This window comes from uncultured Algoriphagus sp., from assembly GCF_963974365.1.
Taxonomy (GTDB): Bacteria; Bacteroidota; Bacteroidia; order Cytophagales; family Cyclobacteriaceae; genus Algoriphagus.
In genome coordinates this window covers 219,217-244,393 of record NZ_CAXBBX010000009.1, presented here as the reverse complement: position 1 = coordinate 244,393, position 25,177 = coordinate 219,217, and the positions used below count along the sequence as shown (strand labels likewise).

The following is a 25,177-nucleotide window of genomic DNA, read 5'->3' as shown; positions in this document are numbered from 1 at the left end:
GATTTTAAAAAGGGAATCTCTGATGATAAAGCGGTTCCCTTTTCTTTTAGGAATAGTTTTGACGAGTGTTTTTTAAAAAAGTGTATATCCTAAAATAAGATGAGTAGTTCGGTAATTGGAAGTCCAATTATGATACCCTCCTAGGATCTCTCGATTGCTATGATGTCTTAACTCTACTGTCAACTTATTCTTATATCGATATCCAGCGCCTATTCCAAAGTTTCCTCCTGATTTTATTTCTAATGCTGGAATTTGGGCGCCATCCGTTCTCGTAAATTCAATCTTAGAAGCTAATGATAAATCAGTGATGTAGGAAAGGTTAAAGAATAATTTGGAGTTGTTATTCAAAAACATGTAATATCTGAATCCTATTGGCAACTCAATTGATTTGTATTTGACCGAGACAAGATAGTTGTCCTCTGTGGCAGCTCCGGTTCGCGCAGATTTATCTGCATTATAGCTTTGAAAAGTTGGCTCAACTAGAATTCCCCATTTATTTTGGTTGAAAGGCAAAATGAATTCTGCCTCTATTCCAATCCTGAAACCTAGTATGTTGTCAAAATCAACCTTTTCTATAGCATTTTCGGGATTTTCAATTTCTAAATTTTGGGAACTGATTCCTGGTCTGATAGTCAAATGGAAGGAATTTGACTTTTCTGATTTTTCGTTGGTTGTGAATGTGCTGTTTGTGCATTCACTGTATTTAATGAAAATGGATTCTAACTCCTTTTGAGTATAACCTATGTTTTGGAACTCTTGAAAAGTAAAGGATGGACAAACTAGGGTATTGATTAATTGATTTCTGAATTGCGCGTTTTCACTGATTGCATTTCCGTTTTTATATTTTTTATAGACTAGTTGCTCAATTTCAGAGTCATCGATAGCATAAAAATACCTTTTCATACTTTTGTCTTCAAAAGAGTAAAGAGATGCTTTTCCTTCTAAGATTGTCTTTAGAAAAATTTGTTTTGCTACAAATTTAGGAGAAGGATCTTCGTCTAGATTGCTTAGGCTAGACTCATCTACCTGCACAGCGGCTCGTATGAATTTGGGTGAATTTATTGTTTTAAATTCTTGTACAGATTGGATGTCTCCAGTTTGTACAGCACCCTCAGTAGTTAGCTTATATTCAAAGGAGGAAGGGTTTCTTTTCCAATCGTTGTTTTTTATCAAACATTCAATTTTTTCATTTGAATTGTTGATTAGATATCCTTCCTCATATACAATTTGAGAAAATGACTTGAAGTAAATCGTAAAGAATAGAATTAGAAAAAGTCCTTTTTTCATATGGGGTATTTGTTAGAGTTTGCGTCAAAAATAAATGATTTTATTAGTTTTCGAGCATTTACCCCAACTTGTTTTAGCATGGAAAATCGGGTACTTATAGCCAGAATAATGAGAGATTGGTTTAATAAATTCCTGTATAGCAAAAAATCTAACTTAAGTTACATTTTCCTCAAAAAGGCATTCCAAAGTTTTCTCCAAGTCCTCGGCAGTACCAGAATGTGGACGTGAAGTTTGGATAATGGAGCTTCTTACAGCAGTTAGCCATCTAAACCTAGAGGCTAAATCCATGGATGCAATATTACCGCCTGCTTCTGAACCAGTGCATATTTTTTCAAAAGAGGCCAAATTAAGTGCAATCATTTCAACATCAGCATGAGGATCCAGCATCAATAATTTTTGAGTGTTCAAATGTATCTTACAGGCAAGGAAATTTCTTTTCCAATGGCAGATCACTACACCAACATTGATGAATTCCTCCCTTTCCACCCGCGGCACTACACGGATGATCGCGTATTCATATAAGTGCTGTTCTTGCATCTTGAGCTTCTTTTATGAATTGATCAGAATAGGAAAGGCGAAGATTTAGAAAGTCTTGGTAAACTTTTCTCACTTCATCTGCATGTTCAGAATCGCCACCCGCTAGTAGCCATTCTTCTGGAATCGTATTTACAATTGCGCTGATTTTCTCTGAGGTCAAAACCTTTTTAAAAGTTGCATTTACAGTTTCTAGTTCTGAAGCCGCTGGAAGCAACACATGATTTTTTATTATAGGAAAAGGGCTTTCCGCATTTTTCTTCCAATTCACCCATGCATGTTGAAATAAGAAAGAAGCCCCATGATCGATTAACCAAAGCTCTCGATTCCAAATTAGCATGTTTGTGTTTCTAAAAGTTCGATCCACATTCGTGATGAACATGTCCAGCCAGACTATTTGCGATGCTAGCAGAGGATCTGTGTTCATGGCCACGGGATCGTAGTTGATCGCTCCAGATAAGAAATGTAGGGCTAGATTAAGGCCTTGGCTACCTTTGAGCAGGTCTTGAATTTCTTCATCGCCTTCAGATCGACCGAAAGCAGGATCAAGGTTGGCAAACACCAACTCAGGGACTTTCAAACCTAAAGCTCTGGCAATTTCCCCGCCCAGTAGTTCGGCGATGAGTGCTTTTTCTCGCTGACCAGCTCCTCGGAATTTGAGTACATATTTAAACCCATCATCCGCATCCGCAAGTGCAGGCAGTGATCCTCCTTCTCGTAGGGGGAGAATATATCTGGTCACATTTACGTGGCGTAAACTTAATTTTTGATCCATTTGATACTTATAATGCAAGCCTTGATTGTCCAAAGTTAAAGAATCTGATTTAGATCAGTTCTTCTACATGCTTTTGGATGTTTGAAGATAATTTCCCCATAGGTAGGTCATTGGCATCGGTGCCAAAAGGCTCTTCGATTTCTTCGGCTATCAATTCCAAACTGGCTAATACATAAAATATAAACGTCACGATGGGAGCTGCATAATACCCTAGAGAAAATACATAGCCAAGAGGCAAAGTGACTACGTAAGCCAAGATGAATTTCTTAATAAATGAACTGTATGAATATGGAATCGGTGTATTCTTTATTCGTTCACAGGCTCCGCAAATATCTGTGAAGGACATTAATTCTTGATTCAGTACGATTAATTGGTCTCCAGTGATTTTTTTCGCTTTGTACAGGTCATTTACCTTCGCGAAAAGTAACTTGGCCACTTGATTCGGGACGTGTTTTTCTGGATCAATTTCTGGCTTAATTTCCTCATCTTCCTTGTCGTCAAGCATATACAAGGTGACCTTGGATTGTAAATGCTCTTTCAGCGCAAAGGCATAAATTGGGATGGTCCGTCTGAAAAACTTTCTTGATTCCTCATCAGAATTTTCAAGCATTCCGGCGAGCTTCAGGGCCAGGTTTCGGCTATTGTTTACCAGTTGTCCCCAAAGTTTTCGACCTTCCCACCACCTGTCGTAAGCAGTATTTGTCCGAAAAACCAGCAGCATGGATATCACAAAGCTCAACAAGCTGTGCATGATGGGAATGTTCTGCACCCAGCTATTTTTTCCGATGTTGAGGTAATCCATTTCTAGCCATGCAATCCCTAGAGAGTATCCAAAAATGAGGAGTAGAAATGGGCCGAGCTTAACTAAGGTGTCAGATTTTTGGATTAAAAATATTACCTGAAACCATTCTTTTGGATTGTATCCTTTCATACAGTTTGGAAAAGTGTTTTGATAGTGAAAGAAGAAAAATAAGAATTAAGCCAAATCTATTACTACAAGTAAAAGACTAATTCTTAGAAATGAGTTGTTGGTGGATTTTTAAAACCTGCGGAATAAGCATTTTATTGTCTGTATTCTTGATCACAAAATCAGCCAATTCATTTTTCTGCTCATCTGGAAGTTGCTGATTGACGATCTGATTCACTTGCTCTTCGGAGCGATGGGAATCTCTCATGAGAGTTCTTGAGATTCTGACTTTCAGTGGAGAGCTTACATTGATCACATAATCGAGTGCTTTATCACCTCCTGTTTCATAGATCAATGCTGCTTCTTTTACTACATAAGCTGTACTTTGCTGTGAAGCCCACTCCTTAAAATCCTTTGCTACGGCTGGATGTACGAGAGAATTGATAAGCTTGACTTTCTCTGGGTTTGAGAATACAGTATGAGCTAAATAGGCTCTGTCTAGCTCTCCTTCAGAATTATAAGATTCTGCCCCAAATGCTTCTGTGAGTTGATTTTTGAGGTCACTGTCATTGCTCATAAGCCATTTGGCGCGATCATCAGCAGAATAAATGGGGATCTGGAGGATTGAAAAAATCTTTGCTACAGTGGATTTCCCTGATCCTATTCCACCTGTAATACCTACTAAAAGCGGAATGTTTTTACTCATATTTAAGTTTTAAAATGGCTGGCTGAGCAACTACCTGCTCTAGAAAATCAGGCATCGGTCTCACTTGAACAGTAATGGTGCTGTCTTCTTTGTTTCGTTTATAGTAATCAAGTACCGCTTCAAATTCCAAGTCTTTCAATTCGGCTGATTTGCGCTCATCTACCAGGTAAGATATCATTATCATGACATCCTCATCTGCTAGAGCTACTGATTTAGGAAAGTTTAATCGCTTGATCTTTAATCGTTTATTTCCTTCAAGAAATTCGACTACGTCGAATTTCACCGTCACCTTAGGTTGTTCGATGCGCACGAGTTTGCTCAATTCTTCGGGAACAGTCAGGGTAATCTCTTTATTAATTGGCTTATTTATTCTATTCTCATCAAGAGTGACAGGGAAGTTTTCTTCCAGGCTATCCAGAATAGAAGTCGGGCCAGTGAGGTTAATAGTCCCAGGAGTAAAAGTAATTTGATCTGCAATCCTGAAGTTATTTGCCATAGAAAAGCTAGAAGAATCCAGAACAGGCTTGACTTTAATTGTTTTGATTTTATCGATATTGAATTTAAGAGAATCTTTCAGGACGGATACGAGCTGGGTGGGAGAGAGGAATTCTCCCAAAGATCTCTTGAGGTCTCCAGTGAGAATGTAATTTCTAGCGGCTGGATTGGTGAGCTCGATAGGATACGAATCACTATTGAAGTTGAAATACTTTCTAAGTAAGTCCCAGCCATTGCCGGAGATTTCTATTTCCAAGGTCTTTGGCAACCCCGCAACTGCAACGAACTGGTTTTGGTCGTAAACAAATTCAACTGGGAAATCGACAATAGTATTGTAGTCGTCCTTATTCAGGGCGTTTAAAATCCAAAAAGTGGTAGCTGCTGCAATACACAGGACTACCACTTTAAGATTAGAGAGTTTTTTAGGAGAAATCCTTTGGGAGGACTTTTTAGTTTCCGGCAAAATTCAAGTTATTTTTTTACTTCTGTCTTCTTTGAGAAATCTAGAGAAATAGCAGATTTTTCAACTTTGACCTTCATGCCTCTGTCAAGTTCGAGGATAACAGTGTCACCTTCAACTGAGCTTACTTTACCATGAAGTCCGCCGATTGTTACTACTTCGTCGCCCTTTTTGATTTCTTCAATAAATTTTTTGCTTTCCTTTTGCTTTTTTTGCTGTGGTCTGATCATGAAGAAATACATGATCAAAATAATAGAACCGAAAAGAAAAACCTGTCCTAAAATTCCACTGCCACCTGCGGCAGCTTGCGCTAATACTGTAGAAATCATAATTATCGTTTAACTGGGCCTACTGGAGTAGCTGCGCCTGCAATTTTTGGAGTTACTGTACCTTTCAATCTCAATCTGGTGACAGCAGGGTTTGTGTTTGCTTGAATACTTACTGTAGGAGCTTGTGCGCCAGACTTGGAAGTGGAGTTGAATACTACTTTCACATAACCATCTGCACCTGGCTTCACTGGAGCTTTGGACCAGTCCGGGCTAGTACATCCACAGGATGCGGTGATATTAGAGATCACCAAAGGAGCCTGGCCATTGTTTGTAAAAGTAAAGAGGTGCTCTACCACCTGACCTTCGTTGATGGTACCGAAGTCATATTCCATTTCCGGAAACTCGAAAGCCCCAAGGGTAGCAGGATCAGCTGCTGTAGTAGCTTGAGCATTTACAGGTGTAACTGTAGGGCTGCCAGTTTCTAACTGAGCTATTTTATCCTCAAGAGCCTTAATCTTGGCATCTTGCTCAGATTTTTGGTTACATGAAGTCCCCAGTGCAAGCATGACGGAAAATGCCGCCATAGTTAATACGTTTATTTTCATCTGTTTATGTTTTGTTTTTAAATGAATATCCCGATAGCTATCGAGAGGAATCTCGCTCAATACATTATCATCCCTATATAATTAGGGGTATATCTCGCTCGATTTCAGATCTATTAGTTATTTCCTTGATTGATTTGGTCTATTAATTTATTTACGTCGCTAAGTAAATTTTCTGCTTTATTTTTTGCTTCGGAAATCACACGCTTTCCTTCAGTTTTAGCTTCGTTAAGGTGCATTTCTTTTCCATCTACCAGATCATCGATTAACTCCTCTAACTCTTTCTTATACTTAGAAAGTTTGAAAGTCAGTCGATCACGGGTGTTTGTTCCAGTGTCAGGTGCAAAAAGTACCCCAATTGCTGCGCCCGCGCTTGCGCCAAGTATGAATGCGATGAGTGAATTGCTGCTTTTGCTCATAGTTGTATTATTTATTGTCCAGAAGTCCTCTACCGCTCTTACGGATTTCTCCGCTTTCGGTTAACTCTTTCGCCATCACATCTAGCAAACCATTCACAAACTGCTTGCTTTTTGGTGTGCTGTAAGTTTTAGAGATGTCGATATACTCGTTTATACTTACTTTGACAGGAATACTTGGAAAGTTTTTCATTTCCGCGATTGCCATTGAAATAATTACTTTATCCGTAAAGGCTAGTCTGTCAATATCCCAGTTTTTTGTTTTTTGAGTAATTAGTGCCTTACTCTTGGCATCATTCTCAATGGTGAAGTTAAAGATATTTTGAAAAAACTCCTTATCCTCGTCCCAGTTCATGGCTATCTCAGGCATTTGGCTTTCATTTTCCTCATTTAGGTTAGCCGCATTTTTCAGGACCTTTGAAGCTAAGCTTCTTACCACTGATTTATCTTCAGTCCAGTTCAAGTCTTTTTCAGAGAAGAAGTTTAGCATCACTTCATTTTTGAAAAGTATTTTTTTCAAAAGATCATCCACTAACTCGAAATCTTCGGTTACTGTTGGTGCTTCCAATTGAAGATATGCCTGATAGTGTTCTGATGGTTTCACGTAATCCCTAAACCATTCTCTGATTTCCAACTCTACATCGTCGAGGTTGACGTTGTTTCTGGCAATTGCTGCACGGTACGAATCTGATTCCCGCAGTGATGCAAGCACTTTATTGTTTGGGAAATTCAATTCATTCCCGAATCCAGCAGGATTATTGCCAGCGAATTTCTTTTTCTTCTCAATTTCTTTTTCCACATGCTTCGCAAAAGCCTGAAGTAGCTCAATCGCCAATAAGTATAACTGAGGGATGCGTTCCGCTGATACGACCATGTTCTTCAGCAAAAACTGATGATCTTTTTCGTTTGCCTCATTGTACTTCTTCAATGCTTCCAAAACCACTTGCTTTACTTTGCGGCTTGCTTCGCTTGATTTGAGTAAGTCTTTTGTAGTAAGGTTTTGTTCAAATAACTTAATTGCTTCCTCGGCTTCTTTGCTTAATGCAGTTTTATCCTGCACTTCCATGCTATTCAAGTCTGGCAAAAATGACGCTCGGATAAAATCTTTTGAAATATTTAGGTTAGAACCCTTGCACTGTTCGTATGCATAGAGGTTCTGGAAAGCCTTTACTCGTAGTATTCTTCTGTTTAGCATGTCTTCGAAATGAGTTGCAAATATAGGCAATTTGATGTGGCTATCACCTAGATAGATGAGACAAAAAAACCACCGGAAGCCATTCCCGGTGGTTTTACTATGGATGTAATTTTAGTTAGAAAGACAGCTTCACTCTTCCGATAGCTTCAATTCTAGCTTTTGCTGTTTCAATAGCTGCTTGCTGAGCAGGAATGTTTTCCTTTTCTGACTTATTCAAAATACCCAAACAGGTATCGTAGATTTTTTCAGTTTGCTTGTATACAGTATCTCTGTTGTAGCCACCAAAGTACTCTGCGCCTACGTTTATGACACCGCCTGCATTGATAAGGAAGTCTGGTGCATAGACGATTCCTTTTTCTACCAGGATTTTGCCATGCTTTGTTTCGTCTTTCAATTGGTTGTTTGCTCCACCAGCGATTACTGCACATTTCAATCGATCTATCGTCTGATCATTGATCGTGGCACCTAGCGCACATGGAGAATAGATGTCCATTTCCAAATCATAGATCACATTTGGATCGACCACCTGCGCACCTGTTTTTTTGGCGACTGCCTGTAGCTTGTCTTCGAAAATATCGGTGACTAGCACGTTGGCTCCTTCTTTTACCAGGTAGTCAATAAGATATTTACCCACTTGACCTACGCCTTGCACGCCGATTCGCTTTCCTTGCAATGATTCTGAACCAAAGGCTTTCATCGCAGCTGCTTTCATACCCATGTAAACGCCATAGGCAGTTACTGGAGAGGGATCTCCACCGCCACCTTTGATCTCAGGAAGTCCAGTGACATGGCGGGTTTCTAGTCCGATGAACTCCATGTCTGCTGTGTTCATGTTTACGTCCTCTGCGGTCACGTACCTGCCACCTAAACTCTGGACAAATCTGCCGAAACGTCTAAGGAAAGCTTCATTTTTCAATTTTGGGTCTCCCAAAATCACCGCTTTTCCTCCGCCGAGATTAAGTCCAGCCAAGGCATTTTTGAAAGTCATTCCTCTGGATAGACGAAGGACATCTGTAATCGCTTCCTGTTCAGAAGCATAAGGCCACATACGGGTTCCGCCCAATGCTGGGCCCAGAGTGGTGTTGTGAATTCCGATCAATGCCTTAAGGCCGGTAGCTTCATCATGGCAGATCACCAATTGCTCGTGATCCATCGTGGTGATTTGGCCAAAGATTGAACCTTCACTTACTGTTTCGGTAGCTTTAATCTCTAACATGTGAACTTAGCTTTTTAGAATGTGTTATATTTGGGTACTCCTTGCGAAAATAGCCGATACAAAATTAAATACTTTTATTGGCCTTCAAAGGTTTAATATACCCAGTTTTCCTAATCCATTTCCTTCATATTAAAATTTTTATTTGGTGAAACCACTTTGGCGACTCAATAAGTATTTATACAAATACAAGGGCTTGATCCTTTTGGGGATAGTTTTTACGGTGATTTCAAATATTTTCGTAATTATCCCTGCGCAACTGGTCAGACTTGCAATAGATTATGTGGTTGAAAGTTTTTCTATTTATAAGCCTTTGGAGCAGGGCGGAATGGGTGAGCAGGCCCAAGATATTTTCTTAAAATTTGTAGTTGTCTTTGGTGTTTTGATCCTAGTGATGGCATTGTTGAGAGGGGTATTCTTATTCTTTATCCGTCAGACGCTCATCATCATGTCACGAAAAGTGGAGTATGATATTAAAAATGAGATCTATGAGCACTACCAAAAACTTCCGCTGAGTTTTTACAGAAAGAATAGTACAGGTGATCTGATGGCCAGAATTACCGAAGATGTAAGCCGCGTCCGCATGTACTTAGGTCCTGCAATCATGTACGGATTGAATTTGTTGATTCTTTTTCCTCTTGTGATTTCGTATATGATCACAGTCAATCCTATGCTGACGCTGTATGCACTTTTGCCACTTCCTGTACTTTCATTAAGTATCTATTATGTGAATAATATGATCAATGAGCGCTCGGAAAAGATCCAGCGTAGTCTCAGTGGATTGAGCACATTTGTCCAAGAGGCTTTTTCGGGAATTAGAGTGCTCAAAGCTTTCGTCAGGGAAAGTGATAGTGTCAATGACTTTGCGACAGCAAGTGAAGACTACAAGGTGAAATCCATTCGACTGACTAAAGTAAATGCTTTGTTTTTCCCGATCATCATGGGATTGGTTGGGGTTTCCACCATTATTACTGTTTATGTAGGTGGTTTGCAGGTGATGAGTGGAGAGATTGGTTATGGTGTCATCGCAGAATTTATTCTTTATGTGAACATCCTGACATGGCCAGTCACATCTTTGGGCTGGGTCACAAGTATTGTGCAGCGAGCAGCAGCTTCACAGACTCGGATTAATGAGTTTTTGGATGAGAAGAATGACATCATAAGTACTGATGCTATCAAGGCAGATATAAAGGGAACTGTTGAAGTAGAAAATGTATCATTCGTCTATCCAGATTCAGGAATCAAGGCTTTGAGGGATGTTAGCTTCAAAATCCAGGAAGGCCAAACGCTTGGAATAATCGGCACCACTGGGTCTGGAAAGTCTACCATCGCCAATCTACTGATGCGGATGTATGATCCTAGTAAGGGCGTAATCAAGATTGACGGTAAGCAAATTGATGCATTCTCGATCGCAGATTTGAGAAGGCAAATTGGCTACGTTCCGCAGGATGTCTTTTTGTTTTCAGATACCATAGGGAATAATATTGCATTTGGAGTAGAAAATGCAAATTCACAGCTAATAGAGCAAGCTGCGAAGGATGCTGATGTGTATCAGAACATTGTTGATTTCCCCAAAGGATTTGAAACGATGCTAGGAGAGCGAGGAATTACACTTTCCGGAGGGCAAAAGCAGCGGGTATCTATTGCTAGAGCTATTGCAAAGGAACCAAAGATTCTAATTTTAGACGATTGCCTCTCCGCTGTTGATACCAAGACTGAAAACGTGATTTTGACGGCCTTGAAGAATATCATGAAAAACCGTACTTCGATCATCATCTCTCACCGTGTTTCCTCTGCCAAACTTGCTGACCAGATTATTGTGCTGGATGATGGAAAAGTTATAGAGCAAGGAAACCATGAGTCTTTGATGAAGCAAAAAGGAGTCTATGCTGAGCTTTATGAAAAGCAAACCCAAGGTGAATCCATTGATAATTAGGGTTTTTGCTTGATTTTTATGGTAATTAAGATGCTTTCAGAAAAAAGTAATTAACTTGATTAGTATCAGTTCATCTAATAATTTTTAGTCATGGCAACAAAGAAATCCACCACTCAGGATATAGAAAAAGTACTTAAGGAAATTGGCGATAAAATCGAAGAGCTAGTCAAAAAAGGCGCCGAGGCAGGAAGCGAGGCCAAAGAGGAAATAGACAAGAAGATCAAGGATCTAAAAGAAAACAAGACCTCGTTAGAAGCAGAGTTTAAAAAGGGCAAGGAGATTCTAGAGCGGGAGTTCAAAGAGCGAACTGATGATTTTAAGCCTAAACTAGAAGAATCCAAGGGCTTTTTTAAAGAAGGAATAAAGCAGATAGGATTAGCTTTACATGCACTTTTTGGTAAACAAAAATAGAATTGGAGTTTCCATCACAAACAAAAAATGCCCGAAATCTTCGGGCATTTTTTGTTATTTCTCTGCGAGTGCGTTACATCGATCATAGGAAGGATCGAGATCAATAAAGATGTCCTCTTTTGCTGTCACAAACCAGGTGCTTAAGATATCGTCTTCCTTCTTGCGAAGAGCAGCAGCTTTAAGCTTTTCATAGTCATCCTCCATGTTCGCCCGGTGAGCCGGGTATTTGGCTTTATAGTAGAGGATTCGAACTTTCGTTCCTTCCCTAGGATCTTGAAACTGCATAGGCTTAGTAATGTCACCTACTTCCATAGAATCTAACAAGAAATATAGACTTGGGTCATCCAGAGTTCTCAAGGATAGCCTATTTGAATTGTTGGAAGGATCTGTGAAAAACCCACCGGCATCAGAAGTTGTTCTGTCATCTGAGAAATCTTTCGCGGCTTTGGCAAAATCCAATTTTCCCGCTTCAATTTCAGTCCTTAAACTATCCAAAAATCTTTCAGCTTTTTCTATGTCTGCAGTGGTAGCTTTAGGTATTCTTAGAATATGCCTTGTATTGAATGAGCCATCATTCCTTCTCTCAAGTAATTGGATTAAGTGAACGCCAAAATCAGTTTCTACAGGGTCACTTAATTCACCTGGCTTCAAAGCCAAAGCTGTAGCTTCAAACTCCGGAGCTAATTCACCTCTTCTGAAAAAACCTAAATCACCACCTTGAGCTCCTGATCCTGGATCTTCAGAATACTGTCTAGCTAAATCCGCAAAATCAGCCTTTCCCTCTCCAATGTCTTTCTTGAATTGGTTCAATTGATTGAAAATATCATCTTTTGTTTTAGGATTAACCTTAGGTTTCACCACGATTTGACCTACAGTAGCTTCCGAAGTGAATAACGGTAAAGAATCTTTAGGAATGGAGTTGTAAAATTCTCTCACGTCATTAGGGGAAACTGTCAATCCTTCAGTGATCTGGGTTCTCATTCGCTGTACAATAAGCTGCTCTCTGATCACGTCCTCAATCTCCGCTTTCAGCTGGTCTGAAGTTTTACCGTATGCTTCTACAAGTGTACTTTCATCGCCGCCAAATTGATTCATCACCATGCTGAATCGTTGCTCTGTTTGAAGCATTACCTCCGCATCAGTGACAATTACTGAATCGACTTCAGCTTTTGCTGCCATCAATTTATTGATCATCAAAGATTCAAAAACATCGCAGCGGGTAGGAGCCATCTGTCCTTGCTGATTCTGCGCTAGCGCTTCCATGTACGCTTTCTGTACATCTGATTCAAGTAATATATAGTTATCTACTTTTGCCACAATCTTGTCAAGAACCTGCCCTGTAGGAGGGGCTTCTTGTGCATATGATGCGGTGATCAGCAAACTGGCAAGTAAAGTAAATGTTAGTCGGTTTAGTAATTTCATATGTGTTTTTCCTTCTCTTGAGACTTATGAGATGGTTTTCTTTTTTGAATTATTATTGATTCAAAGCGATGAAGGTTTCCTCTTTAGCTTTTGGGTTAATTTTAATTGGATACTTTTTCCTTAAAGTTTCTACCAAGTTTTTATCTAAATACTCTTGATAGTCTCTTATCACCAATCCCCGTGTTTCTTCAAATTTTCTGGGGCCTGGACTAGTCTTTTCTCCGAGGATCACGATATGCAAATGTCCATTTGCTTCGATTTCCTGATAGTTTTTGTCCAAATCAGCTTCGGATAATACAGGGTGCTCGCTGTATTCTAAATTGCCGGTTTCAGTTTGAAAAGCTAAGGAATTGCTAGGCTGGTAGCTATTTTCGAAAGTTGCTATAAGTTCCTCAGAAAGTGCTTTACCCTCCAGCATTTTTTTCGCAGCATCCAATTGTGTCATGTCAAGGACTTTGACGATGTATGCATTGACTCTGCCTTTCCACTGGTATTCCTGTATGTTTTTGTTGAAAAATGCTCTTTGAGCAACAGAGTCCATAAGACCTTTCTGCCATACTTCCTCATTCATAAGTGAGAACAACAAGATCCCATCTCTATATTCTTTCAAAAGCATTTGATACTCTTTATTAGTTGCCTCTAGATCTGCTTCTTCGGCATCGTTCAATACTGATGCGGCGAAGCGATCATACCAAGCGTCGAACATTCCATCTGTGCTTCTAAGCGCAATTTCTTGTTCCGTCATGTAATCGACGAGGTCTTGAGCTATGTAGCTCTTGCCATTCAGAGAGAAAAGCTGGTCAGTGCCCAAATCCTTTTCTTTCATCTCCTGAGCAAATTCAGATTTGGAAGTAGTATTTAATTCTGCTCTCAACTTATTGATAGTTGCTTCATTCTCTTTGAAATTGTAGCGAGACTTCTGAATCGCCATTACTTGGGATTGAATCATGGTGGATCGGGAATCCCTCAATATTCTAGAGCGGATACTTTCTTCCATTGATTCAAAGCTGTCTATTGGCTTTTTGTCTTCTAATCTCAGAATATGATAGCCATATCTCGTGCGAATCGGAGGAGAGACTTCCCCTAGTTCAGTCAATGAAAATGCGGCCATTTCAAATTCCGGGATCATAGCTCCTACACTAAACCAAGGGAGCATTCCACTTTTTTGGCTGCTTGAAGGATCTTCGGAATAGGTCTTTACAATCTCTTCCCAAACGGTGTTTTCTTTTTGAATTTCTGTGTAAATGTCTGCCACTTTGCGCTTAGCAAGATCTTCTCCATTCGGTGAATTCTCATCTATGCGTACTAAAATATGAGAAACACGTACCTGGCCTGGGTTAGGCTGACGATCCTTTACATTGATGATGTGATAGCCAAAATTCGTCAACACCGGATCCGAAACCTGCCCCGGCTGAAGTGAAAATGCAGCATCTTCAAACGGCTGGACCATCTGAAGGGCTGTGAAATAGCCCAAATCTCCTTTATTTACTTGTGCTGAGGGATCGTCTGAATATTTTACAGCAAGCTCATTGATGCTGCCACCGGCTTTTATCTCATCTTCGATTTTCAACGCCATTCTTAGGACGATCAGACTATCTTCCTGAGTTGCATTTGGAGGAAATTGAAGAAGAATATGGCTGGCACGAACGATTTCCTGCATCCTGGAATAAGCCTTCCTCAACTCACCTTCTTCCAGTGAATTTCTGATTAGAAATGGGGCCTTAAGATTTTCACGAAAGGATTCAAATTCCTGAAGAAACTCTTCACTTTGGTCAAGACCTTGGGCTTCAGCCTCCCTTACTTTTAATTTATAATTGATGAAAAGGTCAAGATTCTCATCAAATTCATCTCTGGACATACCTGGCGTGCCAGGCTCAGATTTATTGCCTTTAGAAAGAAGGTAGATCAACTCATCCTTATCCACAGGTTTGCCTCCTATGCTCAACAAGGGGTCATCCTGCCCCAGCGACTGATCAAAAGCCATCACTGAAACTGAAGACTCAAATGCTAGGAGGAGGGTAAGTATAAGTGCCGAAATGGTTCGGTTTGTCATGTATGAAATGGCAGAATTGGAATGCAATTTTACAAATTTATTAGGATTTAAAGTCAAATGTCCCGAATACTAAGCATTTAACAAGAATTAGGACTGAAACCACTTGATCAGCCGACAGGTATTGGTGCCTTTGGTGGATTCAAATTCGATTTCATCCATTATCTTCTTGACCAAAATTATGCCTAAACCTCCTTTTCGCTTTTCTCCTTTCACTTTATCTAAGTCTGGCACCTCATAATCGAGCATATTGAATGCTTTTCCTTCGTCGGTGATTTCAAAAATCAATTTTCCAGGTACTTGTTTGACTTTGAGTTGGATGTAATCAGAAGCGTTACAGTTGTGGGAATGGATGATCAGATTAGCACATACCTCTTCGACTGCCAGCGTGATCTGGAGTTGGTCGATGTCAGACAGGTGCAATTCTCCTAATGTCTTTTTTAAGAAGACACGCAGTGCAGAGAGAGCTGCAGTTTGACAAGATATTTTCATCTGATGCTTCATTTTAGCTTTTCAAAGCAGTTTTTTTGTCAGGATAGATGTTCATAAGTTGGTCTAATCCCAGAATTTTAAACACTTCAAATACGCGGTCTGATAGCGAGTAGATTTTCAAGTCTATATTATTATCTTGAAAATCTTCCAAATAGGACATAAATACGCCCAAACCTGCCGAAGAAATATATTCCAGTCCTGATCCATCGACAAAGATGGAGCTGCTTCCATCAGCAATCATTTTGGTAATCGCCTCATCCAAGATGACCGAGTTACTGGCATCTACTTCACCTTTTAGGAACAAAATATCGTGTCCGTTTTCTTCTTGGGTTTCTATCGTTAGCATTTTCTAGCTTTCTTTATTTTTAAGTGAATTTTACCACCATCATAGAATAATCGTCATCTATCAAGCCATCTCCACCTACAAATTCATGGAGTGAGTTGATGATTTTGGTCTGAAGTTCTTGTGGGTTTAATTCGTGATAAACTTCCAACAGGGTTCTGATTCGCTCATAACCAAATTGATGAGACTTGTCATTTTTTGCCTCTACAATACCATCTGTGAATAGGACTAATACATCTCCTGAGTGATAGGTAAAGGTTCTTTCCACAACGTGATTTTCATATTGCATGTTTCTTAAAATCCCCAAACCTAATCCATCAATCTCCAAATATTCTGATTTGTTCAACCCTGACTTATGAATTAGGGTAGGGACATGACCTGCACGTGAATGACAGATAGTTTGTTTCGTAGTGTTGATGATAAAAATAGAAGCGGTGATGAAATGGTTCCTTTCCAGACATTTACTCAAAGCAGCATTTGCTTTGATCATAAAATCGGCAGGGCTGAGATTCAATTGAATCAGACTTTGAAATATACCTTTCATCTGAGACATGTGAAAAGCCGCTGAAGTTCCTTTACCAGAAACGTCACCGATGATCAATACATACCTATCTTCATCGAGTTTATACGTATCGTAATAATCCCCCCCTACTTCATCCGCTGCATTGGAATAGGCGCAAATTTCAAAGGATTGGTTATGATCTAATAGCGTCGGAAGAAGTGATTTCTGCACGCGCTGTGCGATTTTCAATTCCTCTTGGTAGCGTTCATTTTGAATAGCTTGGTTGAGCAATCGATGATTTTCCACAGCGATGCAGGCTTGCCTTGCAAAAGTGCTGATGATGTTCAGCATTTCTTTATTGAAACCTTCCCGCACTTCCTTACAAAGCACTATTTTTCCAATTACCGATTTGTTGATCACCAGAGGGACCAGCAGAGCCGATTCGTACTTTGGATTGTCCAGCCTCAACGTAATCGGGTTTAGGTTATCTGGTCTTTTCTCCGAAGACCATTCCTGTACTACTTTCTGGTTTTGGATTAGATCAGAGATTTCCTCCCTCGTTTTTCTATCAATAAAACGCTCTTGGGTAAAACCTGCAGGGAATTCTTCGCTGGTCATTTCCAGCCAGGCTGCATCTGCATAAGCAGCACTCATACAGGAATCCATCAATATATCCAACACCTCTTCCTCGCTTTCCTCAGGCTGAATAGACTGACTGAGTCGCTGGAAATTAATCGCTTCAGTTAGTTTTTGTTCAAAAACTGAAGAAGTAGGAAGATTGAAAAGGGTGACGAGGAACCCGAGAACAGCGTAGATCAGCACGAACCAAAAAATGGAAACTATGAATAAGTTCCAGGTAAGATTAGCCTGATAGGTATAGTCTTTTTCTTCCGAAAATGTGTACCAAAGGAAATAGCCTACTGAGGCAATAATAACAGAAAGGAAGAGTAAGGACTTCCATTTCTCCTTGAAAGTCAGGTAAGGAATCCACTTCAAATTAGTGGAAAGAATAGCTGCAAGTATCCCAAGAAGTACCAACCCGAAGAAGAAACTGTATTCGTTAATACCTCTATCGAAGAATACCAAAAACATAGACACCAATAGTGCTATTTCATAGGCCTGCCACTGCTTTACAACTCGTTTGGTCTTTTGGTAAAGAATGAGATGTTGCCATAAAAGCGAAGTCGAAATCAAAAATATAGTCAGTAATCCGAAGCGGACATGATAGAAAAATGTCATCAAAAAAGGCTCTGTAGCGAGTTTACTTTCGCCAAGAGAGCGGTAAAACAAATCAATAGCTATGTAAACGGCTACTGCAAAAATCCCTGTAGACGCTCCTCTCCAAATAAGGTTGAGAAAATCACTTTGAGAGCTTTTGGTGATTGAGTATTTATAAAAACCATAAACGGTCAAATAAAACAGCGTCTGCAGGATCCAGGTGAACTCAATGGCGATTCCTGAGTCCATTTGGTTCAGAGTGCCAACCAGTCTCACCAAATTCACAAACAGCAAAGCAAGCCATACCAGGATGGCGAGCAACAAGCTTAGCTTTCCGATATGGATTGGTGGTAGTTTGATCATGGATGTGCTTCCACAATAATACTCATAAGGATTGAAAAACCGTGAAAGTGGATTGGTAAGTGAGCGGTGAGGATGTTAAAAAGTCTAAATTAGAAGGCTCAGATTAGTAGTTACATGCAGACCAAATCATCAATGACTCCTGCTCCATATTTTCCTTCAATCAGCGTGAGAACCTTGCTCTTGTTCATCAGTAATTCTTTCTTAATCGGTCCAGAGTTAAGTTTTACAAATAGCTTTTTGTCTTTGATGAATACTGAAGTGGTTCGGTCTGCGATAGTTTTTCCCACTAGTTCTGGCCAATCGTGGACGAGTGATTTTTCTCTGAATTTCCCCTCCAATCGGTACGCCTTGAGCAAATCATTGAATGCTGACTCAAGTGGAGCCACTTCCTTTTTTCTACTAAAATATCCGTCTTTGCTCATAATGAAGTTTTCTCAAACGAAAAGTGCAGCCGCAATACTGTCAGCTAAAAGTTTTCCGCTTTTGCTCAAAGATAGGTTTTTATCCTTCCACACCAGCCATCCCTCTTCATCCATCTGAGCTAAAATAGATTTCTTCGCACTTAAAAGATCATAACCAAATTCCTTGTGGATAACTTCAAAATCAATTCCCCACAGCGTTCTCAATCCCGTAAGCATGTATTCATTTAATCGCTCATCCTCAGTAAGGTTGTCCACAACAAATGGGATCTTTCTGCCTGTTAAGCTTTTCAGATAACGCGTATTATTGGAAGGATTTGCCCCTCTATTTTTTCCATCAAATGAATGTGCACTAGGGCCTACGCCTAAGTAAGGGGTTCTTTGCCAATAGTTTGTGTTATGTATGGCAAATTGATCTGGTTTTCCGAAGTTGGACACCTCATACTGAATGTAGCCAGCTTTGTCTGTTTCTTCTTGAAGGATTTCAAATTGCTCAGCGACAAAATCATCATCTGCAGGCTGGAATTGGCCTTTAGAAGTCCAGGTCCCAAGAGCCGTTTTAGGTTCTACGGTAAGTGCATAGCTAGAAATATGCCCTGGATTTTGTGAGATTGCTTCTAATAAATCCCGTTTCCATAACGAATGATCAGGCTGTGGAAAACCATATATCAGGTCTAAGCTGAATTTTTCAAAACCTACTTTCCGTGCTTTATTTATTGCAGACTTGGATTCGTCTGCAGTATGGGCGCGGTTGTAGAATTTCAGGACTTCCTCATCAAAACTTTGAATACCGAGGCTCAGTCGATCGATTCCCAAGGTTTTCCAAGCGCTTAGGTTTTCCACACTCAAGTCGTCTGGGTTTGCTTCAAGAGTTACTTCCTTCCAATTTGTGTTGTATGTCTTGGCAATCTTATCTAGGATTTTCTCGATCAAATTTGGGGGCAAAAGTGAAGGAGTTCCTCCTCCAAAATAGATAGTTTCTACCAGTCTATTTTGAATATAGTTAGCTCTCAATTCCAATTCTCTGCAAATCATTTCAGCCATCTGATCCATATTGTCCAACTTGGTGCTGAAATGAAAATCGCAGTAATGGCAAGCCTGCCTGCAAAAAGGAATGTGTATGTATATGCCCGACAAAGTGAATTCTATTATTTTGCGAATATAATCAATCCAGCCAGCCCTTTGAAAATCTCCCTTTTGGCATTCTTCCTTTTCTTTCTTTGCGGAGGATTGATTTGCGAAGCACAAAATGAGTATTGGGTGAAATTGACTTGCGATGATTCTTCCTATGATTCTGAGTGGAAAGGTTTTTCTTCCAAATCTGCTGGTGAAAATTATGCAGATTCTATCCAGAGTGCCTTCCAAAATATTGGCTATTTAGGGCTTTTTACGAAAAAGACAGAAATAGCTAATGATTCCCTTCTTGTTGATTTTGTGCTTGGTGAGAAATATTTCCTGAGTTCAATTTCCCAAGGAAATGTTCCAGTTGAGTTTTCAAAGGACTCAGATCCCTTGACCCGAGATTATGCGTCTGCATCAAATTGGATGCGAAATGTGATCAGGGAAGCAGAGAACAATGGGTTTCCTTTTGCTCAAGTAAAGCTGGATAGTATTCATCGAAATGGTAATGAATTGGCTGCGGTTTTTAATTTCGATGCTGGTCCGCTGATCCTTTGGGATAGTGTGAAAGTAGCTGGAGACACCAAAACGCAGGAAAAGTATCTGGAGAATTTAGTTGGTATTCGGCCAGGGGATCCCTTTTCCCAAAAGCAGTTAGAATATGCAAACGAGGTGCTCAGTCGTTCTCCTTATTTTGTGGTAGTTCAGGCCCCAATGGTCGACTTTCAGATCAAAAAAGCGCGGCCAACTTTTACGCTACGCGATAGAAATGCCAATGTGTTGGATGGAATTATTGGCTTACTTCCGAATGCAAATGAATCTGGGAAAATGCTCATTACGGGCCAACTGGATCTGGAATTGTATCATTTGGGAGGCAAAGGTAGAGATGTAGCTGTGCATTGGCAGCGCCTCAATGTTGCGACACAATCTTTGGATATTTCCGCCAAGGAGTCATTTCTGTTCAATTCTGCTGTGGATATAAGTGTCGGTTTTAATTTGTTGAAGCAAGATTCCACTTTTTTAAACCGATACCTGAGTTTGGATTTTGGATATCACTTGAGTAAAAATAGCTATCTGCGTTTTTTTACGAGGAGGCAAGCAAGCGATGTCCTAAATACTGAAGATTATGATGATGTGACGGAACTTCCTGACGTAGCTGATTACAGATGGAACCAGTATGGCATTGGTTTCACATTAGACAAACAAGACTCTCCATTTTTTCCGAGACGAGGTTTTTTGATGTTTGGTGAATTTGCTTTGGGGAATAAAAGGATCCTAGAAAACACTGGATTTCCTCCGGATGTTTACGTAGGAATTGATTTGAAAAGTCCGCAGTATTTTGGGAAAGCAGTGTTGGAGAAACATGTTTTTATCAGACCGACTTGGGGAATGTGGTTTAAGGGAAGTGGAGGTTTCACACAAAATCAAAATTTATTGTTGAATGATCTTTTCCGTCTGGGAGGGCTAAAAACTATTCGGGGTTTTAATGAGAATTACTTTTTTGCAAGATCATATGTTTATCTCAATATGGAACAGCGGCTTTTTTTTGGAGAAAACTCATTTCTCATGGTTTTTGCTGACGCTGGCATTCTGGAAAACCCGTACTTTGCACCATCTATTGATAAACCGGTTTCATTTGGAGCGGGAATCAACCTTGATACAGGCTCCGGAGTGTTCCGTTTTATCTATGGAGTCGGAAAGTCTAATTTACAACCCTTACAATTCTCCTATTCTAGGATACATTTTGGCTATCTGGCCAGATTTTGAGTATGAAAAAATTGATCTGCAAGTCTATACTTAGTTTCTTATTGTTTTTTGCATTGGGGCAGCTGGCTTTCTCCCAAGTGTTGGAAGATTATAACTCAAAGTGGCAAGAAGGTGAGCGTGAAACTTGGTTTAGTTCCAATGATCGGTTGATCCTTGATCTAGATGCTGAATCATTTCCGTTAGCTTATTTTTCTTTCGAATTCCCTGATCATTCTGTAGTTTTCGTAGGAGAGAAACTTTGGTTTTTTACCGATCAGGATACTGCATTCACAGAGCAGGTGGGAGAATTTAAAAAAGAGTTTACAGATGATCATATAAACCTTACTGTTTTCAAAAATGGAATTTCTACAGATAAGGCAAGCGTGAGGAAATTATTGAAACGTGAAGGCATACAGGCAAGCGTGAATGAAGCCGGCCTACTTTCTGATAGGAGAGGTTTTGACAGGCAAAACATCCGCGATTTTTTTGTGGTGGGGTTCTTGATTTGCCTGTTATTAGTCACCTTCTATAAATTGGCTTATCCATTCATTTTCGCTATGATGGTAAAGCCTATATCTCTGTTGAATGCAGAAGATTTTTCTGAAAGTGGGAGTTTGCATAAGTTTTTCTCCGCAGATGTTTTGTTTTATGTCTTTATAGTAAATATGCTATTGTCTTTGGCGATGGTGACTAGTGTGGTGATATTTCGACAGCAATGGCTTGAAGCAAGAATAGAGTTGAGTTTCAATACACTTATTTTATTGTGGCTTGGTGGAGCATTTGGTCTTTTGGTACTTACTATTCTTAAGTTTTCTGCCATAAAAATATTATCGTATTTATTTGATTTGGGTAAATTAGAATTCCCTCATTTCTTTTATTTACTTCGATTGGTTGTGATTGCAACCATCTCCTTGATATTGATTTGTGCTTTTTTTCTTCTCAATGAGTTCTCCATGTTAAAAAGTGCTTTAGAAATCTCATTTATGGGATTTTTCTGGCTATATGTATTAGGAATCATAGGATTGTTTCTAATAATGGTGAATCGCTTGGGCTTTAAGAAATATCATTTATTTACTTACCTTTGCATCGCAGAATTAGTGCCCTTTTTAATCTTGGCCAAATTGGTGCTTGATTTGGGTCATTAAAAGCAATAATCACCAAAAGGAATAATCAAAGCATGAGCGTAGTTACCAAAGACAGGTTTAGACCAGTAAAAAGTATTCTAGTATCTCAACCAGCCCCAGCAGGCGCAAATTCTCCCTACATGCAGTTGGCTGAGAAATATAACCTGAAGATAGACTTTCGGCAGTTTATTAAGGTAGAGCCAGTTGTGCCAAAGGAATTCCGAAAGCAAAAGATAGATATACTAAAGCATACTGCTGTGATTTTCACAAGCCGTAATGCAATTGATCATTTCTTTGCGATCTGTAAGGATTTCAAAATTGAAATGCCAGCAGATATGAAATATTTCTGTATTTCAGATCAAACAGCACATTATCTTCAGAAATACATAGTAATCCGAAAGCGGAAATTATTCGTAGGTCAGAAGACAGCCCAAGATTTATTTGATTATTTCAAAAAACATAAATCTGAGAAGTATTTGTTTCCTTGTTCTGATATTCGAAAGGATGATATTCCAGATTATATGGAAAAGAATGGGATTGCATTCACTGAGGCAATTATTTACCACACGTTGGAAGCAGATTTGTCTGATTTGGCTGATGTAAAATATGATATCCTGGCGTTTTTCAGTCCATCCGGAATTAAGTCATTGAAAATCAATTTCCCTGATTTTGAACAAGGAAATACTAGGTTAGCCGCATTTGGGCCAACTACCGCGCAAGCAGTACGAGATTTGGACTTGATATTGGATATTGAAGCTCCAATGCCAAATGCTCCTAGTATGACTGGAGCTCTTGAGCTTTATATTAAAAAAGTAAATAATTTATAAAACATAGAATCTAAATCTGTGGTTTTTCAGTTTAAATTCTTACAATAGTTATTACTTTGAACGAAACCACTATAAAATGATTCAAAAAGGCCATTCCAAATACTTTTTGAGGTATTCTATTCTCTTGATTGTTTTCTTTTTTGAGATTTCGTCGCTAATGGCCCAGCAGGATCCTCAGTTTACCCAGTACATGTACAATGGCATGTATTATAATCCTGCTTTTGCTGGAAAAGATGGAGGATTTAGATTTTCTGCTTTGCACCGTTCTCAATGGCTGAATTATACCACTACTTCAGGTCAAGGAGGTGCTCCGGTTACGCAATTGGTTACAGCACAAGGGAGAATGGAAGGAAAAAACATTGGGTATGGGCTAACCTTAGTGAATGATCAAATAGGCGCTACAAGTAATTTGGAAATCAACCTTCAGGGTGCCTATCATAAAAAGCTCAATCGGTCTACTTTGAGTTTTGGTGCGTATTTAGGTATGTATTCCAGTTCTATAGATTATGGCGAATTGATTGTTGTTAACCCTGAGCCAAACCTTCCTAATTCAGGAAAGGAAAGCCAGATTAATTTCAATGTTGGAGCAGGATTATTATTTGATACACGGGATTATTATATAGGTTTAAGTACAAGGCATGTAAATGAACCGAATTTTGATTTTGGTGATGGATCTTATGCTAATCAATTAAAAAATCATTCTTATCTATTATTTGGATATCGAGTTAGACCAGTGGGACAACTAGCAATTGAACCTAGCCTTTTATTAAAAACAGTGTCATTTAATAATTTTTCTTATGAAGTCAGCGTTATTGCTACGCATCAGAATAAGATCAGTGGGGGCATAGGGTATCGAGGTGAAGAATCAGTCTCCTTTATATTAGGATATAGTTTATTGAAAGATAATTCGCTTAAATTGGGGTACGCGTTTGACCTAGTTGTGGGTGGTGTGGAAGCTAAATCTCCAACTAGTCATGAATTAATGCTTCGCTACACATTGACAGATGTGAGTAGGGAAGTCCAAAGAGTAATCCAAAGGACGCCTAGATTTAGATTTTAAAGTGGCCTGAGTTGGAATAGTTTAGCTATGATAAGTTTTAAGTCTTTGTTATCATTGTCCCATATTTTGGCAGGTTATTTGCATTATTGTGCCAAATTCAGCTAAATTTCGAATCTTGAAAATACTTTACACAGCGTAATTATTTGATGAACGAAAAAACGTCATTTATGTATAGAAAAATTAATGTTCGCTTATTGCCCATTACCTTAGGTTTGGCACTAGTGACGATTTTGCCGAGTTGCGGTCTTTTTAGTAAGAAAGGTTCAGCTAGCGAAAAGATGAATAGAAGAGGTGAGGTGACGGGAGTTCCGAAGCGTTCCAATTGGCAACAAAACCTTCCATACGACATGGTTCCTGTGAAAGCAGGTACTTTTTGGATGGGTCAAGCCGATGAAGATATCGCGTACACCCAGTCTGCTTTGAACAAGCAAATTACCATTTCGGAATTTTTTATGGACAAGTACGAGGTGTCCAACAACAAGTACCGTCAATTTTTGGAATCCGTTAAAAGTGGGACCTACGAGACAGGTACGCCAACTACCCTGAAAGATCCTCCGCAATTGAACTATGATGAGCTTAGACCAGATACTACTGTTTGGTCTACAAGCTTTGCCTATCATTATGGTGATCCTCTAATGGAGTTTTACTTTGATCATCCTGCATTTGACAACTACCCTGTTGTGGGTGTTACTTGGGATCAAGCTAAAAAATATTGTGAATGGAGAACATATCACATGAGAGCAAATGATGAGGTCGATTTTGACGGGCCTGCATTTGAACTTCCTTCTGAAGCTGAATGGGAATATGCTGCAAAAGGCGGGAAAGAAGTCGCCAAATACCCTTGGGGTGGCCCTTATTTGAAAAATAAGAGAGGATGTCTAATGGCGAACTTCAAGCCAGGCAGAGGTAATTATATTGATGATGGTTTTGCATATACAGCTCCAGTTGATACGTTTGCTCCAAATGGTTTCGGACTTTATAATATGTCTGGGAATGTCGGAGAGTGGGTTCAAGATGCATATGCTACAACATCAAGTTCAATCACTTGGGATTTGAATCCAGTTTACACAGATCCTAATGAACCTAGAAAAGTAGTAAGGGGTGGTAGCTGGAAGGATATCGCGCATTACTTAGAGACTAGTACCAGAACTTACGAATATGAAGATGTTGCGCAAGCACATATAGGATTTAGAACTAAGATGACGTTTATTGGCCGTTCAGGATCCATGGATGTAAAAAGTTCAACCAGAAGAAGAAGATAATCTATTTCAATAAGCAAAAAACAA

General features: G+C 39.5%; 25 protein-coding genes. 7 read left to right on the top strand and 18 right to left on the bottom strand.

What is annotated here, in order from left to right:
- Positions 1 to 72: 72 nt before the first annotated feature.
- From AACZ87_RS13990 to AACZ87_RS13940, 11 genes are all read right to left on the bottom strand, one after another.
- Positions 73 to 1,287, bottom strand: coding sequence for an outer membrane beta-barrel protein (locus AACZ87_RS13990; protein ID WP_339868062.1), 1,215 nt, complete (start codon positions 1,285 to 1,287; stop codon positions 73 to 75).
- A 153-nt stretch (positions 1,288 to 1,440) separates the two neighbouring features.
- Positions 1,441 to 1,824, bottom strand: a complete 384-nt coding sequence (locus AACZ87_RS13985) for a DUF3037 domain-containing protein (RefSeq protein WP_339868060.1) — start codon at positions 1,822 to 1,824, stop codon at positions 1,441 to 1,443.
- A complete protein-coding gene (locus AACZ87_RS13980) occupies positions 1,802 to 2,596 on the bottom strand; it encodes a HipA family kinase (RefSeq protein WP_339868058.1) in 795 nt (264 codons plus the stop codon). Before AACZ87_RS13980 ends, AACZ87_RS13985 begins: the two co-directional genes overlap by 23 nt.
- Before the next feature lie 49 nt (positions 2,597 to 2,645).
- Entirely contained in the window at positions 2,646 to 3,527 is an 882-nt protein-coding gene (locus tag AACZ87_RS13975) for a bestrophin family ion channel (RefSeq protein WP_339868056.1), read from the bottom strand.
- A gap of 76 nt (positions 3,528 to 3,603) precedes the next feature.
- Positions 3,604 to 4,209, bottom strand: coding sequence for a dephospho-CoA kinase (gene coaE, locus AACZ87_RS13970; protein WP_339868054.1), 606 nt, complete (start codon positions 4,207 to 4,209; stop codon positions 3,604 to 3,606).
- Positions 4,202 to 5,167 (bottom strand): YbbR-like domain-containing protein, encoded by a 966-nt coding sequence (locus tag AACZ87_RS13965; protein ID WP_339868052.1) that lies wholly within the window; start codon positions 5,165 to 5,167, stop codon positions 4,202 to 4,204. Before AACZ87_RS13965 ends, coaE begins: the two co-directional genes overlap by 8 nt.
- An 8-nt stretch (positions 5,168 to 5,175) precedes the next feature.
- Complete coding sequence (yajC, locus tag AACZ87_RS13960) at positions 5,176 to 5,493, bottom strand: preprotein translocase subunit YajC (protein ID WP_339868050.1); 318 nt, start codon at positions 5,491 to 5,493, stop codon at positions 5,176 to 5,178.
- Positions 5,494 to 5,495: 2 nt separating this feature from the next.
- Positions 5,496 to 6,038, bottom strand: a complete 543-nt coding sequence (locus tag AACZ87_RS13955) for a DUF1573 domain-containing protein (protein ID WP_339868048.1) — start codon at positions 6,036 to 6,038, stop codon at positions 5,496 to 5,498.
- A gap of 113 nt (positions 6,039 to 6,151) precedes the next feature.
- On the bottom strand, positions 6,152 to 6,454 hold the full coding sequence (locus AACZ87_RS13950; protein ID WP_339868047.1) for a YtxH domain-containing protein: 303 nt from the start codon (positions 6,452 to 6,454) through the stop codon (positions 6,152 to 6,154).
- Between the two features lie 7 nt (positions 6,455 to 6,461).
- Positions 6,462 to 7,646: a transcription antitermination factor NusB gene (gene nusB / locus AACZ87_RS13945; RefSeq protein WP_339868046.1), complete on the bottom strand. Its 1,185-nt coding sequence runs from the start codon at positions 7,644 to 7,646 to the stop codon at positions 6,462 to 6,464.
- A 115-nt stretch (positions 7,647 to 7,761) separates the two neighbouring features.
- Positions 7,762 to 8,862: a Glu/Leu/Phe/Val dehydrogenase dimerization domain-containing protein gene (locus AACZ87_RS13940; protein WP_339868045.1), complete on the bottom strand. Its 1,101-nt coding sequence runs from the start codon at positions 8,860 to 8,862 to the stop codon at positions 7,762 to 7,764.
- Positions 8,863 to 9,007: 145 nt separating this feature from the next.
- Between AACZ87_RS13940 and AACZ87_RS13935 the strand changes: the two genes are divergently transcribed.
- On the top strand, positions 9,008 to 10,795 hold the full coding sequence (locus AACZ87_RS13935; RefSeq protein WP_339868043.1) for an ABC transporter ATP-binding protein: 1,788 nt from the start codon (positions 9,008 to 9,010) through the stop codon (positions 10,793 to 10,795).
- 90 nt (positions 10,796 to 10,885) lie between these two features.
- On the top strand, positions 10,886 to 11,206 hold the full coding sequence (locus tag AACZ87_RS13930; protein ID WP_339868041.1) for a hypothetical protein: 321 nt from the start codon (positions 10,886 to 10,888) through the stop codon (positions 11,204 to 11,206).
- A gap of 54 nt (positions 11,207 to 11,260) precedes the next feature.
- On the opposite strand, the gene AACZ87_RS13925 is transcribed toward AACZ87_RS13930, so the two are convergent.
- From AACZ87_RS13925 to hemW, 7 genes are all read right to left on the bottom strand, one after another.
- On the bottom strand, positions 11,261 to 12,628 hold the full coding sequence (locus tag AACZ87_RS13925; RefSeq protein WP_339868040.1) for a peptidylprolyl isomerase: 1,368 nt from the start codon (positions 12,626 to 12,628) through the stop codon (positions 11,261 to 11,263).
- Between the two features lie 52 nt (positions 12,629 to 12,680).
- Positions 12,681 to 14,681, bottom strand: coding sequence for a peptidylprolyl isomerase (locus AACZ87_RS13920; protein ID WP_339868038.1), 2,001 nt, complete (start codon positions 14,679 to 14,681; stop codon positions 12,681 to 12,683).
- Positions 14,682 to 14,768: 87 nt separating this feature from the next.
- Positions 14,769 to 15,170, bottom strand: a complete 402-nt coding sequence (locus tag AACZ87_RS13915) for an ATP-binding protein (RefSeq protein WP_339868036.1) — start codon at positions 15,168 to 15,170, stop codon at positions 14,769 to 14,771.
- A 13-nt stretch (positions 15,171 to 15,183) separates the two neighbouring features.
- The gene (locus tag AACZ87_RS13910) at positions 15,184 to 15,516 is read right to left on the bottom strand and encodes an STAS domain-containing protein (RefSeq protein WP_339868034.1); all 333 of its coding nucleotides are present in this window, start codon (positions 15,514 to 15,516) and stop codon (positions 15,184 to 15,186) included.
- A gap of 19 nt (positions 15,517 to 15,535) precedes the next feature.
- Positions 15,536 to 17,596: a SpoIIE family protein phosphatase gene (locus tag AACZ87_RS13905; RefSeq protein WP_339868032.1), complete on the bottom strand. Its 2,061-nt coding sequence runs from the start codon at positions 17,594 to 17,596 to the stop codon at positions 15,536 to 15,538.
- A gap of 110 nt (positions 17,597 to 17,706) precedes the next feature.
- Positions 17,707 to 18,018 carry a DUF721 domain-containing protein gene (locus tag AACZ87_RS13900; protein WP_339868030.1) on the bottom strand — a complete coding sequence of 104 codons (312 nt, stop codon included), beginning with the start codon at positions 18,016 to 18,018 and terminating at the stop codon, positions 17,707 to 17,709.
- A gap of 12 nt (positions 18,019 to 18,030) precedes the next feature.
- On the bottom strand, positions 18,031 to 19,152 hold the full coding sequence (gene hemW, locus AACZ87_RS13895) for a radical SAM family heme chaperone HemW (RefSeq protein WP_339868028.1): 1,122 nt from the start codon (positions 19,150 to 19,152) through the stop codon (positions 18,031 to 18,033).
- Between hemW and AACZ87_RS13890 the strand changes: the two genes are divergently transcribed.
- The 5 genes from AACZ87_RS13890 (at position 19,090) to gldK (ending at position 25,153) form a co-directional block, all read left to right on the top strand.
- Positions 19,090 to 20,901 carry a BamA/TamA family outer membrane protein gene (locus AACZ87_RS13890; protein WP_339868026.1) on the top strand — a complete coding sequence of 604 codons (1,812 nt, stop codon included), beginning with the start codon at positions 19,090 to 19,092 and terminating at the stop codon, positions 20,899 to 20,901. The two genes, hemW and AACZ87_RS13890, sit on opposite strands and share 63 nt — an antisense overlap.
- Before the next feature lie 2 nt (positions 20,902 to 20,903).
- Positions 20,904 to 22,025, top strand: coding sequence for a DUF4271 domain-containing protein (locus tag AACZ87_RS13885; protein ID WP_339868024.1), 1,122 nt, complete (start codon positions 20,904 to 20,906; stop codon positions 22,023 to 22,025).
- Positions 22,026 to 22,057: 32 nt separating this feature from the next.
- On the top strand, positions 22,058 to 22,831 hold the full coding sequence (locus AACZ87_RS13880) for a uroporphyrinogen-III synthase (protein ID WP_339868022.1): 774 nt from the start codon (positions 22,058 to 22,060) through the stop codon (positions 22,829 to 22,831).
- Positions 22,832 to 22,907: 76 nt separating this feature from the next.
- Entirely contained in the window at positions 22,908 to 23,891 is a 984-nt protein-coding gene (locus AACZ87_RS13875; RefSeq protein ID WP_339868020.1) for a type IX secretion system membrane protein PorP/SprF, read from the top strand.
- Between the two features lie 167 nt (positions 23,892 to 24,058).
- A complete protein-coding gene (gldK, locus tag AACZ87_RS13870) occupies positions 24,059 to 25,153 on the top strand; it encodes a gliding motility lipoprotein GldK (protein ID WP_339868019.1) in 1,095 nt (364 codons plus the stop codon).
- Positions 25,154 to 25,177 lie beyond the last annotated feature (24 nt).

What these genes read in the sequence shown, in the direction of transcription:
- AACZ87_RS13890 (WP_339868026.1), top strand. Translation starts at nt 19,090, where the DNA reads ATGAAAATCGCAGTAATGGCAAGCCTGCCTGCAAAAAGGAATGTGTAT.
- AACZ87_RS13880 (WP_339868022.1), top strand. Translation starts at nt 22,058, where the DNA reads ATGAGCGTAGTTACCAAAGACAGGTTTAGACCAGTAAAAAGTATTCTA.
- AACZ87_RS13875 (WP_339868020.1), top strand. Translation starts at nt 22,908, where the DNA reads ATGATTCAAAAAGGCCATTCCAAATACTTTTTGAGGTATTCTATTCTC.
- AACZ87_RS13990 (WP_339868062.1), bottom strand. Translation starts at nt 1,287, where the DNA reads ATGAAAAAAGGACTTTTTCTAATTCTATTCTTTACGATTTACTTCAAG.
- AACZ87_RS13910 (WP_339868034.1), bottom strand. Translation starts at nt 15,516, where the DNA reads ATGCTAACGATAGAAACCCAAGAAGAAAACGGACACGATATTTTGTTC.
- AACZ87_RS13885 (WP_339868024.1), top strand. Translation starts at nt 20,904, where the DNA reads ATGAAAAAATTGATCTGCAAGTCTATACTTAGTTTCTTATTGTTTTTT.
- AACZ87_RS13900 (WP_339868030.1), bottom strand. Translation starts at nt 18,018, where the DNA reads ATGAGCAAAGACGGATATTTTAGTAGAAAAAAGGAAGTGGCTCCACTT.
- AACZ87_RS13915 (WP_339868036.1), bottom strand. Translation starts at nt 15,170, where the DNA reads ATGAAAATATCTTGTCAAACTGCAGCTCTCTCTGCACTGCGTGTCTTC.
- AACZ87_RS13955 (WP_339868048.1), bottom strand. Translation starts at nt 6,038, where the DNA reads ATGAAAATAAACGTATTAACTATGGCGGCATTTTCCGTCATGCTTGCA.
- coaE (WP_339868054.1), bottom strand. Translation starts at nt 4,209, where the DNA reads ATGAGTAAAAACATTCCGCTTTTAGTAGGTATTACAGGTGGAATAGGA.
- AACZ87_RS13925 (WP_339868040.1), bottom strand. Translation starts at nt 12,628, where the DNA reads ATGAAATTACTAAACCGACTAACATTTACTTTACTTGCCAGTTTGCTG.
- AACZ87_RS13905 (WP_339868032.1), bottom strand. Translation starts at nt 17,596, where the DNA reads ATGATCAAACTACCACCAATCCATATCGGAAAGCTAAGCTTGTTGCTC.
- nusB (WP_339868046.1), bottom strand. Translation starts at nt 7,646, where the DNA reads ATGCTAAACAGAAGAATACTACGAGTAAAGGCTTTCCAGAACCTCTAT.
- AACZ87_RS13940 (WP_339868045.1), bottom strand. Translation starts at nt 8,862, where the DNA reads ATGTTAGAGATTAAAGCTACCGAAACAGTAAGTGAAGGTTCAATCTTT.
- AACZ87_RS13985 (WP_339868060.1), bottom strand. Translation starts at nt 1,824, where the DNA reads ATGCAAGAACAGCACTTATATGAATACGCGATCATCCGTGTAGTGCCG.
- AACZ87_RS13950 (WP_339868047.1), bottom strand. Translation starts at nt 6,454, where the DNA reads ATGAGCAAAAGCAGCAATTCACTCATCGCATTCATACTTGGCGCAAGC.
- AACZ87_RS13930 (WP_339868041.1), top strand. Translation starts at nt 10,886, where the DNA reads ATGGCAACAAAGAAATCCACCACTCAGGATATAGAAAAAGTACTTAAG.
- AACZ87_RS13920 (WP_339868038.1), bottom strand. Translation starts at nt 14,681, where the DNA reads ATGACAAACCGAACCATTTCGGCACTTATACTTACCCTCCTCCTAGCA.
- AACZ87_RS13980 (WP_339868058.1), bottom strand. Translation starts at nt 2,596, where the DNA reads ATGGATCAAAAATTAAGTTTACGCCACGTAAATGTGACCAGATATATT.
- AACZ87_RS13975 (WP_339868056.1), bottom strand. Translation starts at nt 3,527, where the DNA reads ATGAAAGGATACAATCCAAAAGAATGGTTTCAGGTAATATTTTTAATC.
- yajC (WP_339868050.1), bottom strand. Translation starts at nt 5,493, where the DNA reads ATGATTTCTACAGTATTAGCGCAAGCTGCCGCAGGTGGCAGTGGAATT.
- gldK (WP_339868019.1), top strand. Translation starts at nt 24,059, where the DNA reads ATGTATAGAAAAATTAATGTTCGCTTATTGCCCATTACCTTAGGTTTG.